This window comes from Ensifer sp. NM-2 (assembly GCF_003024455.1).
Lineage (GTDB): Bacteria > Pseudomonadota > Alphaproteobacteria > Rhizobiales > Rhizobiaceae > Ensifer > Ensifer canadensis.
This window is the reverse complement of record NZ_PVZR01000035.1, coordinates 1-18,016: the sequence shown is the minus strand read 5'-3', so window position 1 is coordinate 18,016 and position 18,016 is coordinate 1. Positions and strand designations below refer to the sequence as shown.

The 18,016-nt window shown below is 59.0% G+C and carries 14 protein-coding genes and 1 pseudogene; 10 read left to right on the top strand and 5 right to left on the bottom strand.

All coding sequences use genetic code 11. The annotated features are described in order from the left end of the window. Window positions 1-29 precede the first annotated feature (29 nt). Genes C6558_RS36405 through C6558_RS36395 form a run of 3 tightly spaced genes read right to left on the bottom strand, consistent with a single transcriptional unit; the run spans window position 30 to window position 3,107 of the window. Window positions 30-404: a cytochrome c family protein gene (locus tag C6558_RS36405; protein WP_107028618.1), complete on the bottom strand. Its 375-nt coding sequence runs from the start codon at window positions 402-404 to the stop codon at window positions 30-32. After that, window positions 401-2,647 (bottom strand): xanthine dehydrogenase family protein molybdopterin-binding subunit, encoded by a 2,247-nt coding sequence (locus C6558_RS36400; RefSeq protein WP_107028617.1) that lies wholly within the window; start codon window positions 2,645-2,647, stop codon window positions 401-403. Before C6558_RS36400 ends, C6558_RS36405 begins: the two co-directional genes overlap by 4 nt. Window positions 2,648-2,660: 13 nt before the next feature. Beyond that, a complete protein-coding gene (locus C6558_RS36395) occupies window positions 2,661-3,107 on the bottom strand; it encodes a (2Fe-2S)-binding protein (RefSeq protein WP_107028616.1) in 447 nt (148 codons plus the stop codon). 152 nt (window positions 3,108-3,259) lie between these two features. Between C6558_RS36395 and C6558_RS36390 the strand changes: the two genes are divergently transcribed. Beyond that, window positions 3,260-4,156, top strand: coding sequence for a LysR family transcriptional regulator (locus C6558_RS36390; RefSeq protein ID WP_107028615.1), 897 nt, complete (start codon window positions 3,260-3,262; stop codon window positions 4,154-4,156). Here the strand turns inward: C6558_RS36390 and C6558_RS36385 are convergent. Beyond that, window positions 4,116-5,585: an adenylate/guanylate cyclase domain-containing protein gene (locus C6558_RS36385; RefSeq protein ID WP_158269001.1), complete on the bottom strand. Its 1,470-nt coding sequence runs from the start codon at window positions 5,583-5,585 to the stop codon at window positions 4,116-4,118. The genes C6558_RS36390 and C6558_RS36385 overlap by 41 nt on opposite strands. A gap of 446 nt (window positions 5,586-6,031) precedes the next feature. On the opposite strand from C6558_RS36385, the gene C6558_RS36380 reads away from it, so the two are divergent. Continuing rightward, a complete protein-coding gene (locus tag C6558_RS36380) occupies window positions 6,032-6,502 on the top strand; it encodes a cyclophilin-like fold protein (RefSeq protein WP_107028613.1) in 471 nt (156 codons plus the stop codon). Window positions 6,503-7,007: 505 nt separating this feature from the next. After that, the gene (locus tag C6558_RS36375) at window positions 7,008-9,305 is read left to right on the top strand and encodes a hypothetical protein (RefSeq protein ID WP_107028612.1); all 2,298 of its coding nucleotides are present in this window, start codon (window positions 7,008-7,010) and stop codon (window positions 9,303-9,305) included. Window positions 9,306-9,690: 385 nt separating this feature from the next. Here C6558_RS36375 and C6558_RS36370 read toward each other — a convergent pair whose 3' ends face one another. Further along, window positions 9,691-10,362 carry a DUF938 domain-containing protein gene (locus C6558_RS36370; protein WP_057217472.1) on the bottom strand — a complete coding sequence of 224 codons (672 nt, stop codon included), beginning with the start codon at window positions 10,360-10,362 and terminating at the stop codon, window positions 9,691-9,693. Window positions 10,363-10,805: 443 nt separating this feature from the next. On the opposite strand from C6558_RS36370, the gene C6558_RS36365 reads away from it, so the two are divergent. The 7 genes and pseudogenes from C6558_RS36365 to C6558_RS36340 all read left to right on the top strand — a co-directional run bounded on the left by C6558_RS36365 (window position 10,806) and on the right by C6558_RS36340 (window position 17,747). Continuing rightward, window positions 10,806-12,317, top strand: coding sequence for an ATPase domain-containing protein (locus tag C6558_RS36365; protein ID WP_057217470.1), 1,512 nt, complete (start codon window positions 10,806-10,808; stop codon window positions 12,315-12,317). After that, window positions 12,301-14,349 carry a hybrid sensor histidine kinase/response regulator gene (locus tag C6558_RS36360; RefSeq protein ID WP_057217468.1) on the top strand — a complete coding sequence of 683 codons (2,049 nt, stop codon included), beginning with the start codon at window positions 12,301-12,303 and terminating at the stop codon, window positions 14,347-14,349. Before C6558_RS36365 ends, C6558_RS36360 begins: the two co-directional genes overlap by 17 nt. A gap of 415 nt (window positions 14,350-14,764) precedes the next feature. Further along, window positions 14,765-15,331, top strand: coding sequence for a TetR/AcrR family transcriptional regulator (locus C6558_RS36355; RefSeq protein ID WP_025431036.1), 567 nt, complete (start codon window positions 14,765-14,767; stop codon window positions 15,329-15,331). 51 nt (window positions 15,332-15,382) lie between these two features. Then, window positions 15,383-16,369, top strand: coding sequence for a quinone oxidoreductase (locus C6558_RS36350; protein WP_107028647.1), 987 nt, complete (start codon window positions 15,383-15,385; stop codon window positions 16,367-16,369). Window positions 16,370-16,615: 246 nt separating this feature from the next. Then, window positions 16,616-16,834: pseudogene (locus C6558_RS41235) on the top strand (AbiEi antitoxin N-terminal domain-containing protein); the annotation flags it as partial. Between the two features lie 22 nt (window positions 16,835-16,856). Then, window positions 16,857-17,447: a type IV toxin-antitoxin system AbiEi family antitoxin domain-containing protein gene (locus tag C6558_RS36345; RefSeq protein WP_245449317.1), complete on the top strand. Its 591-nt coding sequence runs from the start codon at window positions 16,857-16,859 to the stop codon at window positions 17,445-17,447. Between the two features lie 90 nt (window positions 17,448-17,537). Continuing rightward, window positions 17,538-17,747, top strand: a complete 210-nt coding sequence (locus C6558_RS36340) for a hypothetical protein (RefSeq protein WP_245449315.1) — start codon at window positions 17,538-17,540, stop codon at window positions 17,745-17,747. Window positions 17,748-18,016: the final 269 nt, after the last annotated feature.

The window sequence follows — 18,016 nt, the reverse complement described above, 5'->3', positions numbered from 1 at the left end:
CCGCCGCCACCCCGCATGCTTGTCTGTGCCTAGCGCGAGCCGAGGAACTCGATGATCGCACGCCGCTCTTCCGCGTTGTTGAAGCGTTGCGTCATCCGCGTGCCCCGGACCATCGCGCCCGGGTTTGTCAGGAACGTATCCAGCGTTTCCGTCGTCCAGGTCACTCCCGATGCCTTGAGGGCGGGAGAATACTTGAAGCCCTCATCACTTCCGGCCGTCCGTCCGACGACCCCCTGCAGATGGGGCCCAACGCCGTTGCGAGTGGTGGCGATCTGATGGCATGTGCCGCAGCGTTGCTGGAACAGCCGCGCTCCAGGCGCGGCATCCGTCTCCTGGGAACAGGCAGACGCAACACTACCGGCCACGATGAGAGAAGCCAAAGAGGCCAGAACGAGTGTCTTCAACCGTCAACCTCCTTGAGCTCAAATTTGGACATTGGCAGGCTTCGAACACGCTTGCCGGCGAGGACTGAGAGGGCATTGGCTACGGCCGGCGGAACGCCGGGCAGACCTGGCTCGCCAATACCACCCATGGGCGCGCCGCTCTCGACGATCCGGACATGAACCCGCGGCATGCGGTCTGGCGTTAGGATCTGATAGCCGTCGTAGTTTCGTGCTTGCGGCACGCCGTCTACGTAGACGACTTCCTCAAGCAAAGCCGATGAAAGTCCAAGGGCAACGGCCGAGTTCATCTGCGCTTCGATAATTGCAGGATTGACGATGCTGCCGGGATCGATCGCCACCCAAACGTCATGCACGGCGATTTCACCATCGCGCAACGACACTTCGGCGATCGTCGCCACTTCGCTACCAAAGGGCGAGGCCATAGCGACGCCTCTGGCGCGCCGAGTACCGTCTTCGGCTGCGAACGGTCCACGCTTCCAGCCGCCGGAGAGATCGGCCACGGCCTGAAGCAGCGTCTTGTGGCGTGGGCTGCCGGCCAGGAGACGAAGTCGCAGTTCGTAAGGATCCTGCTGACCTGCATCCGCCATCTCATCGAAGAACGTCTCGTAGAAAAAGTCGTTCATCGAATGGCCGACAGAACGCCAAAAGCCGATGATCGCGGGGTCGTCAACATGGATCTGGCCGACACGTCGATTAGGGATCGCATAGACCTTGCCGGCTATCCCCTCGACGGCGGAACTGTCGACCTTGTCGGGTTGGCGACCGAACCACCGTCCCGTGGGCCCCTCTCCGACCGCAACGGCTGAGAGTGCCACCGGCGTGCCGCTGGCATCAATTCCGCCGCGGAAACGGACTGCAGCCATCGGCCGGAGCGCATCGCGCAGGAATTCCTCCTCTCGGCTCCAGAGGAGCTTGATCGGGCGCCCAACCGCCTTGGCAAGCAGAATTGCCTGGGGATACGGGTTCGCCGTCTGATAGAGAAAGTGGCGTCCGAAGAAACCGCCCAGCATCGGTGAGTGGATAATGACCTTTTCTGGTGCGATGCCGGCGACCTTCGCGGCATCGGCCTGGAACATCTCCGGTGCCTGGTTGGGGAGCCATAGCTCGAGAGAGCCGTCCTCGTTCCAGCGCGCGAGCGCCGATGGCGGTTCAAGCTGTCCATGCACGAGATAGGGTGCGTCATAGACCGCTTCGATCACACGCGCCGCTCCCGCAAGCGTGCCAGCCGCATCGCCCTCCGTTTCGAAGGCTACGCCATCGCCGGATGTGGCTTTCAACTTCGCCATATGCGCTTCGGAAGAGAAGTCCGCCGGCATGGGGTGCGACATCCCGGAAGCAGCCTCTGTCCAACTCACCTGCAAAGCCTCGACAGCGCGGCGCGCACGCCACCAACTGTTGGCGACCACTGCAACAGCGCCGGGTAGCTTTTGGATGGAGTGAACGCCGGGCATGCCACGCACGTCCGCTTCGTTCTGCATCACTTCGGGCTCGCCGCCCAGGCGCGGGCTGTGCTGGACGGCCGCATAGAGCATGCCGTCGATCGTTTGGTCGATCGAGTACTTCGCCTTGCCCGTCGACTTGTCGCGCGCGTCAAGCCGCGCGAAAGGTTTGCCAATCCAGCGGAAGTTTGCCCGATCACGGAGGGTGACATCAGCCGGCAACGGCAAATTTGCTGCTTCGTCGGCTATCTCGCCATAGGGAACTGCGCGACCCGAAGCGGCGTGGACCACCCTCCCAGGTTCTGTCGAAAGCTCGGACGCAGGCACGCCAAGCCTTGCCGCGGCCGCCTGCAGCAGCATATGCCGAGCGGATGCACCGAGCTTGCGCATCGTGTCGTAGCTCATGCGGACCGACATGCTGCCGCCCGTGAACCGCCCGCCACCGGTCAGGAGATAATCCGGGCCGGGGGGAGCGCCTTCCACGACGAAGTTCGCGGGGTCGACGTCCAGTTCCTCGCCGACGATCTGCGCCATGGCGGTAAAGATCCCCTGGCCTCCTTCAATGAAGGCACTGCGGAAAAGTACCGTGCTGTCGGGCCGGATTTCCAGGAATGCCGCAACCCGGGAACCTGGCGTGACGGACGTCGGAGCAGCCGCCAGCGCGCGGGTTCGAGCCGCCGGAAGCGTCACGCCAAGAACAAGCGCGCCGAGCGATGCGCCAAGAAAGCCGCGTCGGGATACCTTGAAGGGTTTGCCGTTCTCGGTGGCCTGAGCTTCGGGAATGATGGGTGTCATGTCATTCATGATGCACCTCCGATCAAGCTTGAGCAGCGTCGCGGACGGCCGCGGCGATTGCATTGTAGGTGCCACAGCGACAGAGATTGACCATTGCGCCGGCAATGTCGTCATCAGTGGGCTTGGGCGTTTGCTTCAGAAGCGCGGTGGCAGCCATGACCTGGCCGGACTGGCAATAGCCGCATTGGGCGACCCGGTTGGTGACCCAGGCCTCGACGACCTTCTGGCCGACCGGATCATCAACAACAGCTTCGATCGTCATGATTTCAGTGCCGGCGACGCTGTCGACCGGCGTGACGCAAGACCGCGTTGCCTGCCCTTCGACAAGCACCGTGCAGGCGCCGCATTGAGCGAGGCCGCAACCATATTTCGTGCCCGTCATTCCAAGCTCGTCGCGGAGAACCCAAAGCAGCGGTGTGTCGGGTTCGATGTCGACCTGGTGTTTGGCCCCATTGATGGTGAGTTCCATGGCGGTCTCCTTAGGATGCGCACGACGATCTCGAACGAAACTGTCTCAGCACAGACGCTAACAAAGGAGACGGCTATGGATTAGACGCCATGCTTCGCTTACATTTATCGACACGCACCATAAATCGACCGAGGCGGACCAAGCGAAAATCGATGGCCAAAGAAGACTTCAATGACCTGCTATGGTTCCTCGCCGTTGCCGAGGAGCGCAACTTCACCAAGGCAGCCGCCAAGCTTGGCATAACCCAGTCGACGCTCAGTCACACCATCAAGCGGCTCGAAACCCGGATGGGGCTGAGACTGCTGACCAGGACGACGCGAAGCGTTGCCTTGACTGAAGCCGGGGATCGCTTGTTTCATTCGCTGTCGCCGAGAATATCCGCCATCAGGAGCGATCTGGCGGCACTTACGGCGTTGCGCGACACGCCGTCGGGTACGATCAGGATCACCCTGTCGGATCATGCGCTCGAAACCATCGTCTGGCCCAAGCTGAAACCGATCCTGTCGAAGTACCCTGATATCAAGATTGAGCTCAGTCGTGACAATGGCCTGCGCAACATCGTCGAAGACGGCTTCGACGCAGGTGTTCGGCTCGGCGAAAGCATCGAAAAGGACATGATCGCGGTCAGGATCGGACCCGACTGGCGGATGCTCGCCGTGGCCTCTCCGCGGTATCTTGCAGATCGGCCGATCCCGGAGCATCCACAGGATTTGATGCAGCACGACTGCATCAACATGCGCCGGGCAACCGGCGGGGGTCTCTATATCTGGGAGTTTGAGAAGAACGGCCAGGAGCTTCGCGTCAGAATCGACGGGCAACTTACGTTCAACACGTCCTATCCCATGGTAGACGCCGCGCTTGCAGGTCATGGGATAGCCTTCTTGCCGGAGGATCTGGCGACTGATCATATCGAAGCGGGATGTCTGGTCGCGCTGCTTTCCGACTGGTCGCCGCCCTTCCCCGGCTACTATATCTACTATCCAAGCCGGCATCAGAACTCGCCGGCGTTCAAGGTGGTGGTAGACGCTTTGAGATATCAAAGGTCGTAGTTCCGGTAACAGGAAGGATTCGATCCACTTGCTTCGACTGTGACGGGACCGAGTGCTGGCGGCGGCTGGCTACCCCTCGCCTTTCCTGCTTGTGCGCCCGCGGAAGGTACCAGACGACGATCGGTCGCCGACGCCCGCGCACGAAGTGCATCTGATCGGCCTGCAGCTCCTCGATTGTGGGCGCTAGATTCGTCGCGCTTTGCGCCCGTGCCGCGATCAGCAGATCCTCGCTGATCGCAAGGGACGTCCCGATCTTGCGCGTCAACCGTTCGAGCCTGCTCGCAACATTCACCGTATCGCCCAGCACCGTGTATTCGAGGCGACGCTCGTCTCCGATGTTTCCGACGATGACCTCGCCGTAATGGACGCCGATGCCGACCTCGATTGGGTATTCGCCAGAAGCGAGCCGCTGCTCGTTCCACTGCCGGACCTGCTCCAGCATGTCCCGCGCGCAAGCGAGCGCTCGCGCGGCATCGTCCTTCCGGGGACGAGGGGTGCCAAAATGCACCATGATTTCGTCTCCGATGTACTTGTCCACGGTCCCGCCGTGGGCAAAGGCAACCGTCGCCAGACGTGCGTGATACTCCTTCAGCAGTTTAACGAGATCCTCTGGTGCAAGCCCCTCCGAAATCCTGGTGAATCCCACCATATCGGCAAAGAGGATCGCGGCCGTCTGGAGCGAAGGCTCTCCAAATCCGCTAGTCCCGCTAGACAACTCGCGGACGATGTTCGGGGAGAAGTAGCGCGATAAGGCGCTGCGCTGGGCCTCCGCCGCGACCTGCTTGCGAACAAGCCGGCGCGAGCGCCAAACAGCGATCGCGAGAATGATCGTCACGAGCACCAAGAACATCGTCTGATAAGAGAGATTTATCAGGCTCACGGAGCGCGGATCGAGCACCAGCGCAATGATCTCAGCATCACTCAACCCGCCATCGAGCAAATCTCTCCCATAGGCGATGGAATCGGGCCGCGTTGCGACCCAGCAGTAGGCGATGGTCCAGACGACGATGGTAACCGCGCCACTCCAGACGACGAGGGCTGGCGAGTAGGTGAGCGCCATGCTCACCAGAAACACACCTAGATACAGGAAATTCGGCAGGCGAAGATTGAGCTGGGACGTCCAGCCTTCGACGGCAAACGGCGAAGGCGTGACAAAGATGTAAGTCAATATCGCTGCGTCGATGACGACGAACGACCATGTCGCCACTGTCGCAAAGCGACTGCTGCGTGCCAAGCCAAAGGAAAGAGCATTGAGCAACCCGAAAGCCACGATGGCAGCTACATATAGGCCCGAACGGTCGAGTGGCACGGCAAGGACCGCCCCCAGGGCGAGCGTTCCGAGGGCGACCAGCCGGCCCCAGAACATGTAGGCCAGGCCCTCTTTTACTTCACGATCGATAGCATCGCCGAGCGCCTCCGCGGAGACCAAGGGGCCGGTTGCCTTGCCAGCCAGGCGGCGTCGGGCGCGCGCCAGGAGAAGCGCAACGCATCGCGACGTTGTCGTCCAAGGCTTCGACACTGGCTCAAAATGGGTTCTCATCGATCATCTCGTGGGTTGCATGGCTTCGCGGCGATTGCTGGCGGTCAACGATCAACCTGGTAGAGACAGTACCTTCGATCTGGCTGCGCGATTAGCGCCGGAAATGCGCATGCGCTTATGAAACGGATCGATCAGTCGGCTGATGATCTTCGCTCGACTGAGCGGGACTCATGAACTGGGCCCATGACGGCAAGCGAAGTGGCAGAGGTAATCGGATGCTGCTCGACCGTTTATATTGGTCGGTGTCGAAAGGCTTGAGCAGGAACGAAAGCCCCTCGATCCCGATCATGTCGCACCGGAAACAGTGAGCCGGTGCCAACCGAGAGAACGAAAGAATGTCGCGCTTCAATCGTCAAATCGTTGCACTCTTGCTCGCAGCCCATTCGGTCGCAATGCCCACCATGTCCTTTGCTCAAACAAAGGATCGCAATCCGACTTCAGTGATCGGTACGGTCGTGCGGTTCACCGATGGTGCAACGACGGTAGACGTAACAGTCGGCGAAGACAGTCCAATAGTGCGCGACTTCCTTTCGATGCTGCCGCTCACACTCAAGCTTGAGGAATTCGCCGGCCGCGAAAAAATCAGCTATCTGCCCCGTAAGCTCAAGCACATCGGCTCGCCCGGATCCGACCCCGAAGACGGCGACCTCATCTACTTCGTCCCGTGGGGAAACCTCGGCTTTTACTACAATACAGCCGGCATCGATTACTCAGACCAGACGCTTCACATCGGGACCTATAAGGCGTCGCCGGCAACTCTCGAGAAGCTTACGGACCGGCCGGTTACGGTCGAAGTTCTCCCATAGCAAATTGGTTGACCACCGCGCATACGACGAGGAAAAACGGAAGCAGCAGACGCCGTAGTGCACGGTGCGCCAAACCTTTGCTGGCGGGACATCAAACTGGCAACTGTCCCTGACTGGCACCGCTGAATGCCCGCCCCCGGTTGCCACACCCACGGCTCGCCTCCTCCAGCTGAACTGCACGAGGCCAAATCGCCTTATTCCCGTTGATACATTATGCGATCTGGTGTGAGCGCGATTCTGTCCGCCTCTAAGGCGACGTCCACGCTTAAGTCTGTGAACGCAGCATTGCGCCCTCAAGTTGGTCGTTCATAGCACGCGATAGAGTTCTGAAAGGCCGACGGTCTGCTTCGCCAATGGCCACATTTGAAAAGGGAGTGTGACAGGGTTACCTTGCGAGTGACCATTAATACTAAATCCAAATGCAACCGTGGAACACATGAGACATTGGCCTAGACGGCGAGAGTTGTTGAGGCGATACTAGAATCGCAATTCTGCTGGGGGCAGCATGGCTACGAAACGTCTTGATCGAGCCCATGACCAACTCTCGTTGCGCGATCTTCTCGATGCACGAGACCAGTACCACATCCACCTCATGCGCCACGCGAACGTGATCGCGACAGCTATCGGCCTCTACCGCATCCGCACCAAAGATAGCTGGCCGACCGAGCGCAGCGAGGGCAAAGTCCACGGCACTTACGCGCGCACGCTCGCGAACTCGCAAATTCGCTACTACTCCTGGCCAGCGATACTCGTTTTCGTCGAACGCTGGGTTACAGAAAAAGAGCTAGAGCCAGGCGACCTAGTGCCGAAGACGCTATACCTGCCGGATGGCCGCAGCGTCCCGGTGTGCGTGATTGAAGCGCCCAAGGAAAGCCGGAACGAGACGCGTCCGCTCAGCACGGTCTTTCCCGTCAACAATATCGGCGGCGGGTGGCCCGTCATCGCGCGCAACCAGGGCCAGGAGTACGCTGCCACGATCGCGTGCCTGGTGAGCGATGGTCACACCGTCTATGCCCTCACGAACCGACATGTCGCCGGCGAAGCGGGTGAAATTATCTATTCGCGGCTAGGCGGTAAGGAACAGCGCATTGGCGTGAGCTCCGAGAAGCATTTGACGCGCGCCTTGTTCACGACGCACTACCCCGGCTGGCCGGGCCGCGACGTCTACGTCAATCTCGATGTCGGCCTCATCGACATCGACAATCTCGACCGTTGGACCGCCGAAATCCGCCATGTCGGCCAAATGGGAAAGATGGTCGACCTCTCAGTCCATACCATTTCGTTGGCGCTCATCGGTCGCGACGTTCGTGGTACCGGTGCCGCAAGCGGTGAGATGGAGGGCGAGATAGCCGCACTCTTCTACCGCTACAAGACCAATGGCGGGTTTGAGTACGTCGCTGACCTGCTCATTGGCCCCCGTCCTGCTGAGGCCAACAAGGCGAAAGACTCAACGTTCGCAACCCACCCCGGTGATTCAGGAACACTCTGGCTTCTCGAGCCAGACGACGAGGGCAAATCGCCTAAGTCCAAGGCCAAGCACAAGGACTACCAGCCGCTGGCCATGCAGTGGGGCCGAAACATGCTCTATTCGGCCGGCGAAGCGCGCCCGCAGAGCTATGTATTGGCAACGCTCCTGTCGCGCGTGTGTGCCGAGCTAGGCGTCGACCCGGTCCGCAACTGGAATCTCGATCAGCCCGACACATGGAGTGCCATCGGTCACTTCTCGATCGCCAATCGCGCCCAGGTCGCGCTGTCGAACCGGTCGCCGAAACTCAACACGCTGATGAAAAACAATGCCGACATCATCAGTCACGATGACGCCACCATCCTCGCGGGGGAGTTCTCGGGAATGGGTTCTGCGGATTTTGTGGCACTGGCGGATGTGCCGGACTTCTATTGGAAGCCACGTATCGCGAAGCAGGGATTCGCCCGCACCTTCGAGGGGCCCAATCATTTCGCCGACATGGATCAGCCCGATCCCAATGGAAAGACTCTCCTGGAACTTTGTAGGGACGACCCGACAACGTTCATCGACCCCCGAAAATGGGCAGCCTTCTACGACTCAGTCACCGATCTTGAGAGCGGCGACGCGATAGCCGAAAAGTATCGCGGGTTGCTGCCTTTCCGGGTCTGGCAAACATTCGACGCGATGGTCGAGTTCGCCGCCGCCGACAAGCCCCGAGAGTTCGTGTGTGCTGCGGGCACGCTCACTCACTACATTGGGGATGCGTGCCAGCCGCTCCATATCTCATATCTGCATGACGGTGATCCGCTTCGTCTGGTCGAGTACACCTTCACGCGCGGCGAGCGGAAGGGCCAGACGGAGATGAGACGTTTCGGCAAAGGCGTCCATGGGGGATATGAAGACACCATGATCAGCGCCTTCCGTGAGAAGGTCCTGGCTGGTCTTCTCAACACCCCAAAAACCGAAGCTGAGGAGATGATTACGACCGGTTTCGAGGCCGCCAAGCTAACCGTTGAGATGATGCGCAAGACCTTCACCTCAATTCCGCCGATGGCGGTCGTCAACGAGTTCGGCAGCTTTTTGGGCAAGCCGAAGGAGCGAGCGGAGCACCTATGGCGAAAGTTCGGTAACAAGACCGTCAAGAACATGCAGAGCGGCGCCCACTTGCTGGCGGTGCTGTGGGAGAGTGCTTGGGCTGTTGGCAACGGTGACACGAACGTTACCTCGACAGCGGGATTGACCAAAGATCAGGCGATGGCCATCTGCGCCGACTTCGATTTTATTCCCTCGGTTAGTATCTCGCGGATTGGCGCGCTTCTGAAGCCTCCGATGATCTAGCATTAGTCCCTTTTGGTGATAGGCCGTCAGTCCGCAATGCGCCTCCCCGCCTGTCGTCCGTTGAGGTGAGCTGCCGCCGCCTGAAAGCAGACTTGCCGTCGACCACGCTGGAGGTCGAAGTTGCGCCACTAACAGTAGTCATCACCTTCGCGCAGCAGCTCTCCACGAACCGGATACATTTCTGCTTCGCCCCATGCGACCGTTCCTGGGGGTACCGAACATGAAGTCACAGGTGTCCGGACCAAGGCCACTACCCTCCAGGACCCGCTGACCAAAGGCCAAAACCGAGCGCATCTCCTTGGCAACGCCCAGCAGCGGCTCAGTGGCGACTGACACGACGCGTCCTCCCATTTCTCGTCGCATGGGCACCTGGGACGATTGTCGTTCAGGCACCACCGCTGGAGAAGACCAGCAACATATTGTTGGTAGGCATCTCGATCGTCTCGCGGAGATTAAGTCCAGCGGCCTCACCCACTTGTTCAAGATCAGCGATATCACGCACACCCCAAGATGGGTTGCGCTCCTTTAGAGCCGCGTCGAAAGCAGCGTTCGAGGGGGCGTTGTGTGCCCCGTCGCGCATGAATGGGCCGTAGAGAAGAAGAAGCCCACCAGCGTGAAGCAAACGGCCAGCTCCTGCGAACAATCCTAAGCTTGCCGCCCATGGCGCGATATGGATCATATTGATCGACACGATGGCGTCAAAATGCCCCGTTTGTTCGACGCCCCAGTGTCCTGAGCACACATCAATATCCCGCGGGACCAGCACATTCTTCAGCCCTGCGAATTCGATCCAGCTAGACGTGCTGGTGCGGGCGTCGGCATCCGGATCGCTCGGCTGCCAGGTGAGGTTGGGCATTGCTCCCGCAAAACACACGGCGTGCTCGCCGGTCCCGCATCCAATCTCCAGCACGGCGCCATGTGTTGGAAGGACACGTTTTAGGACCGCGAGGATCGGCGCCGAATTTCGCGCAACGGAAGGCGAGAACATGCGCTGGTCGGCGCTTACGTCGCGCTGTTCCAGCGCAACAGGCGAACGGTCCTTCTTCTCTGGGGGCATATGCCTTGAATCCCCTTTGGGCGATGTCTCCCACCTTATAGCTGAAATGATGGGACTGAAACCAAGGATTTCGGACTTACGAAGGGGGCGTCGGCGCGTGCGTTCAGCCGAGGGCGACCGAAGGTCCACTTCGCGTCAGATCACGCGCCCGCCAGGCTCAAGGTCTGCTTTCGAAACTCGGAGCCCGGAAGCCTTCGGCCCCCTAGTCGCCACTTCGTTGGGGCTTGTTCAACGCCAATGGGATCATCCTCCCTTTGTATGTGACTGTCCGCTAAAACGGCGGGACATCGCGCTTGTTTCCGGCGCGGGCAGTGGCCTGCCGGAAATTGGATGCCGGAAGGATGACCGGAAAGGGGCAAGCCTTGAAGTTGAAAGATCGCTCCTTTGCCCTAGTTCTTTCGGCACGAATAAAGAGGGCAGTGCACGAACAATGAGGGCAGTGAATGAGTGAAGACCCCAACGTGGAAAAGGCGCAAACGGGAGTATCCGGGCTGGATGACATCTTGGTCGGCGGGCTTTCCAAAGGGCACGTGTTTTTGCTGGAAGGAAATCCTGGCACAGGGAAAACAACTATCGCCCTGCAATTTCTTATCCAAGGGAGTGAGGTTGGCGAGCGAGGCCTCTACATCACATTATCGGAAACCGAACGCGAATTGCGCGCGGGTGCGGCGTCGCATGGTCTGACAATCGATGAAAGCATTGAGGTTTTCGAGCTTGCCCCTCCCGAAACGCTTCTTGACGACGACAGGCAACAGAGCCTGCTGTACTCCTCAGACCTCGAGCTCGGCGAAACCCTAAAACTGATCCTGGAGGCATTCGAGCGTGTAAAGCCGAGCCGCGTTGTTCTCGACAGTTTGTCGGAAATCCGACTTTTGGCACAGAGCTCTCTCAGGTATCGTCGGCAAATTCTTGCGTTAAAACACTTTTTCGCCCGGCAAAGCGTAACAGTCCTGCTTCTCGATGACTTGACCTCGGATACCTTGGACAAGACCGTGCACAGTGTCGTTCACGGCGTCATTCATCTTGAAGAGCTGGCTCCTAATTACGGTCCGGAACGCCGCAGACTGCGGGTAATGAAATATCGCGGTCAGGCGTTTCGAGGCGGTTATCACGATTTCACGATCAAGACCGGTGGTGTTGTTGTCTACCCTCGTCTCGTAGCTTCTGAACACCGGACGAATTTTGCACGCGTGTCGTTGAGCAGCGGGATCCCTGCGCTTGACGCGCTGCTGGGTGGGGGTGTTGAACTGGGATCCAGCACGCTGATCTTAGGCCCCGCAGGTACCGGTAAAAGCACCTTTGCGTTTCAGTTCGTGGCATCGACTATTCGAAGGGGGCAGAAGGCGGCTGTCTTTGTTTTCGATGAAGAACTCGGTCTGTTGTTTTCACGCATGCGTGCCATGGGGATCGATCTGGAGACGATGCGAGAGTCGGGTGATCTCCATATCGAGCAACTTGATGCAGCGGAACTTTCTCCTGGTGAGTTTGCCCATCGCGTCCGTGAGCGTGTGGATAGTGCCCAGGCAAAGACCGTGGTGATCGACAGTATCAACGGCTATCAAGCCTCCATGCCGGAGGAGAACGCACTCATTCTCCACATGCATGAGCTGCTTCAATATTTGAACAGGCAGGGCACCAATACGTTTCTGACCGTTGCTCAACATGGCCTGGTTGGCGATATGAAGTCGCCTGTGGATGTGACCTATTTGGCCGATACCGTTGTTTTGCTCCGGTATTTCGAGGCGGCCGGCAAGGTGCGGCGGGCGGTTTCCGTCATCAAGAAGCGAACCGGATACCACGAGGACACAATCCGCGAGTTCGGTATAGGCAACAAGGGGTTGTCGTTTGGTGAACCCCTGTCCAGTTTCCAAGGTGTGCTGAGGGGGGTGCCGACGTTTGTAGGCACGCCAGGGCCGCTGCTGAATTCCTCAAGCGCGAGTGACGCAAATTCCTGACCCGGTAACATCACTGGCCTTGGTCTTCACTCCGCAGGGGCGAGACGCGGATGTCGCAAACAGGCTGCTGGGGGAAATTGGCATCGCTTGTGCGATAGCGAGTGATCTTCCTCAATTCGCTCAATCGCTCAATGACGATACCTTTTTTGCGGTTGCAACGGAGGAGGCTCTTCGGTTTCCCGATCTGCGGCAGATAACTTCCTGGATAAACAACCAGCCTAGCTGGTCCGATCTTCCATTCATTATTCTAACCCATCGCGGCGGTAGCCCCGAACGCAACCCTGCGGCGGCAAGACTGTCGGAGCTTTTCGGTAACGTGACGTTCCTGGAGCGGCCATTCAATGCTGTCACTTTTGCCAGCGTGGCCCGCACCGCAATTAGGGGACGGCGACGCCAGTACGAGGCACGCGCTCGGATTGAAGAGCTTCGCGAAGGAGAATCGCGTCTTCAAACAGCGCTTCTTGCCGGCCGGCTCGGAACCTGGGAACTTGAATTGGACAGCATGCGGTTTGCGGCGTCCGACACGTGCAAGGCAATTTTCGGACGTCCGGCCACTATGGCTTTTTCCTATGAGGAAGCGCTTTCAAGTATCCACGGGGATGACAAGGAGCGCGTCCTCAACGCCGTGAAGGAAAGCATCGATAGCGGCCGCGACTACGCCATAGACCATCGCACTCTATGGCCCGACGGCAGCGTTCACTGGACGGAAATCCGCGCTCGCGTCGTATCAGACAAAAGCGGCCATCCCGAACGTTTGGTTGGCGTGTCGTCGGACATCACTGACCGCAAACGCTACGAAGACCAGTTGCGGGACCTGAACGATACACTGGAAGAGCGCGTGGCTCAGCGAACGGCCGAGCTTAGCCGGGCGCATGATACACTCTTGGCTGAGGTGGCGCAGCGGGAACGGGCTGAGGAGCATTTGCGCCACGCACAGAAGATGGAGGCAATCGGACAGCTCACAGGCGGTGTTGCCCACGATTTCAATAATCTTCTCATGGCCGTCATGGGCAATCTCGACCTGTTGAGAAAGCACCTGGCAAACAACCCAAAGGCGGCAAGGCTTCTGGAGGGTGCGATGCAGGGCGCCCGTCGTGGTGCGGCGCTGACGCAGCGCCTGCTCGCCTTCGCCAGGCGACAGGATCTTCAGGTCGAACCCGTTGATCTGGAAAAACTCATCCGCGGCATGACTGATCTTTTGGAGCGTTCCATCGGCTCGGCGATTGCTCTGCGATTGAATTTGACCAACGGGCTGCCGCACGCGCTGGTGGACGGCAATCAGGTGGAACTTGCTTTGCTCAACCTGGCTGTGAATGCGCGCGACGCGATGCCGGACGGTGGGTCACTCGTGGTGGAACTCGATCTTGCTCAATCAATGCCCGAGGATAGGCTAGCTTTGGGATCCTACGTTCGGATTTCAGTAACAGATACCGGGCATGGAATGGATGGCGAAACGCTCAAGAAAGCGATTGACCCCTTTTTCTCCACCAAGGAATTGGGGAAGGGTACTGGCTTGGGTTTATCGATGATTCATGGGCTTGCTGTCCAGTTGAACGGCAAATTCCAGTTGTTCAGCGCGCCTGGGCACGGAACCAAAGCGGAAATCTGGTTTCCTTCCACGACACAGAAAATAGAGGATAAGGGGATGGACCTGACGCCAGCCCAGCCGGGCGTGACAGCAAGAGCAAAGATTCTGGTGGTTGACGACGACGCGCTTATCGCCATGAGCACCGTCGATATGTTGGAAGATCTCGGCCATGAGGTCCTTGAGGCAAATTCGGGCGCAAGGGCTCTGGAGCTTCTGGGTGGAGGCGATCAGATCGATCTGATGATTACGGATTATTCGATGCCGGGGATGAATGGCGCGCAACTCGCAAAGGCAGCATTGGAAATCAACCCTGCGCTTCCTATTCTGGTTGCAACCGGCTACGCCGATCTGCCTCCCGGTGCTGGAATAGATTTACCACGTCTTGGCAAGCCCTACACGCAAGATCAATTGGCATTTGAAATTGCCAAAGTCCTAAAGTTCTAGTTTTCGTCCATGCGAAGCCGTTATGATGCAGCGTGATGCAAAGCCCGAGGCGCCTAATGGCTGCAAAGAAGCTCGTCATGTTCCGCCCTTGCCGGACGACGTTCAACCCAGGCGCGACCTCCAGCCTCTGTCCTCTATTTCAACCGCGGACGCCCTCCCGCGCAGCGGGTTCGTTCTCCGGCCCCAATCGAGACGCTTGGGTCGCACTGACCAAGTATCCACTCCTGACGCTCCTCGGGCGTTCAGATCACTCGACGACCAGAAGGCCGGCAGCAAGGATGTCTCCTATCCCTCGCCTTGAACGGAATCAAACCACCGAACCTGAAATGTCATAGTCAACGCTCTAAAGGAGTTACCCGAGCGTTCGCCGTATTCTTTTCTTGACAGATCGTTCCAGAATACCTAAATCGCATCCATGGCAAGGAACAAGGAATTCGATCGAGAGCAGGCGCTGGATGACGCCATCGAGGTGTTTCGCGAACACGGTTTCGAAGGCACGTCCACCCAAATGCTCGTCCGTGCGATGAAGATTGGCCGGCAGAGTCTTTATGATACGTTCGGCGACAAGTGGAAGCTCTACTGCCTTGCTGTCGAACGCTACGCCGCTGCGGAAACGGAGGCCCACATCGCCATGCTGCGCGGTGCGCCGCGTGCCCAGGACGGCATTCGGGCGATGATGGACCGAGTGGTCGAAAATGCTTCACGGGCCTGTCTTGGCGTGAACTCGGTCTGCGAGTTCGGCCAGAACCGACCTGACCTAACGGCAATTCATCAGGCTGCTGATCGGCGATTGAAGCATGCCGCCAAGCAACGCATCAGCGAGGCTCAGGCGCAAGGGGATCTCGACGCAACGCTTTCCACGGAAGAGACTGCCGATTTCCTCTTCGCCAATGTTGCCGGCATCCGCATCGCTGCGCGCGGCGGCGCGGGGCCAAAAGAGCTCAAGACCCTAGCCAGGATCGCGCTTCGGGTAGTGACATGAGGGCAAAATTTTTTGCTTGTTTCTGGAATGATCAGTCAAGAAAGGAAGATCATGAGAGCCGTGGTTATGAATGAAATCGGTGGCACCGAGGTGATGGAATTTGTCGCTCTCCCGGAACCGGTCGCCACCCCGGGGCATGTGGTGGTCGAAGTCGCGGCCGCAGGCGTGAACTTCATGGATATCGGCGTGCGCCAGGGCATGGCGTGGACAGACAGCCCCAACCCGAAAATTCTCGGGGTCGAGGGTGCAGGACGCATCGTCGCGCTTGGTGATGGGGTCGATGGTTTCGCTATCGGAGACCGGGTCGCCTGGGTCTACGCGCCAGGAAGCTATGCCTCGCACGTCCTGATCTCAACGGATGCGCTCGTGCGCCTTCCCGATACTATCGATGACAAGACAGCAGCCTCCCTCATGATGCAAGGATTGACCGCGAGCCACTTCGCCACCGATTTCTACCCGATCCAGCCTGGAGACACCGCACTCGTGCATGCTGCGGCGGGTGGCGTCGGCCTGCTGCTGACACAGATCGTCCGGCTAAGGGGTGGACATGTGATCGGCCGCGTTTCGTCGACCGACAAGGTGGACGTCGCAAAAGCGGCTGGCGCGAACCACGTTATCGTCGACACGGAGGGGAAGTTTGCCGCTGAAGTTTTGCGTCTCACCGGGGGAGAAGGTGCAAGCGTCGTCTATGACGGTTCCGGTCCCAAGACCTTTCAGGGGTCGCTCGCAGCACTTCGTCGCTCCGGCACATTCTGCTGGTATGGGCCGGTGCTTGGCGGTCCGGGGCCACTCGACATCATGAGCCTGCCCAAGAGCATCAAGATCGGCTATGCGACATTCTTCGATCACATCAGTACGCCCGAACTTCTTCGCGCCCGCACCGAGCAGTTGTTCCGTTGGATTCACGATGGGTCGCTCAAGCTGCACGTCGGTGGAACCTACGCGCTTTCTGATGCCGCCCGTGCTCATGCCGACATGGAAAGCCGGTCGACCACCGGCAAGCTATTGCTGATCCCCACGCAAAGGGGTTCAGCATAGCGCTGCCTGAAAGGCTGGAACCGGGGTCGACTAGCCCCGGCAAGAGGTTCCGCAATGGCCGCCCGCATGGGATGACACGCGGGGCTTCAGCTCTGACAACAGCGCGGCCTGAAGGGGGATGCCCACCCAACTCCCGCTTTGAGATCGGTGAGTCCGGTCAATCCTAGATTGACAAGTTTCCATCTTTGTAAAGCTGGAGTGGCCCGAGCTTTACTTTTATGCCATAATGTCAAACGTGAGTGGACGATGACAAAACTAAAGCAACTCCTCCAGCAAGTCCCCCCCGGCTTCCTGGTGGATTCTGGGTGGATGGCTCGTCATGCCATCTCGCGGCAGTCCGTCTCAGGCTATCTCAAACAGGGCTGGCTCGAGCCGGTCATGTCCGGCGTGTACCGCCGCCCGTTTTCCTCAGACACCAATCCAGAAGCCGTCGGAGGCTGGAAAATACCCCTGCTCTCGGCCGTCTGGCTCATGCGGCATAAATTTCATGTCGGCGGGGCGAGCTCCCTCTCCTTACGGGGGACATGCTCATTACCTGTCGTTCGGCGGCGAATTCGCCCTCTATCTCTACGGATCCGATATCCCGACATGGCTATCGAAGCTGCGGACGGACGCCGATGTGAAGACCAGGAGCAACGTCCTGTTCGGCGAAGGAGCGACTGGCGTCGAAAACGCGGATTTCGACCTTTCCAACGACGAGGATCCGGAGCTGGCACAGAGCCCGTGGCGCTGGCCGATGCCAATGTCCTCACCCGAACGCGCGATCCTCGAAATGCTCGACGAGGTCCCAAAAGAAGAAAGCTTTCACAAGGTCGACATGGCCTTCGAGAGCCTGGCCAATCTGCGCCCGAGATTGCTAACGACGCTCCTCACCCTATGCCGCAGCGTCAAAACCAAGCGCCTCTTCTTCGTATTTGCCGACAAGCATAATCATGCCTGGCGCCGCCACATCGACATCTCGTCCGTCGATCTAGGCAAGGGCGACCGGGCGCTGACACCGGGCGGCCGGCTGCACCCCATCTACCGCATCACGATCCCGGCCGACTTGATGCCAAAGGAGACCCCGAATGGCCCGTGACCAATACCTGCGCCAAGTCGACCTCCTGGTGCGGACCCTTCCCTACATTGCCCGGCACGAGGCCTTCGCGCAAAGCTCGACGACAAGGCGATGCGCTTCCTGCTGTCACTCCACGATGGCGAACCAGATTTCAAAGCAATCGGCCTGCCCCAGGCGGCCGAGCTGCCCGCCGTCCGCTGGAAGCTTCTCAACCTCGAAAAGCTGAAAGCCAGGAACCCAGAGAAACATGCGGAGCAGCGGCGTAAGATCGAGGAGATCGTGCCACAGGCTCGCAGGGATTCCGGAGCGGATAAGATCTGACCTATGGGTACTTCGATTGAACTGATGGTAAGTGGTGTCTCCCTCGACTATGCCAAGAACATGCTCGGCGATGTGCCGCTTCACAAACTCCGCGTCGCGGCCAGTATACCCCGCCATGAACAGGTTTGTTATCTCCGGCTGTATTAGGTCCTGTTGACAAAGTGCTGCTGCCAATGCGAATCCTGCCGTCAGGGGGACGTCATGGCGATACTTAGGATTTATGATCTCAAAGAGAATGTCCTCGCGCTTGATCTCAGAGACTTACTGCG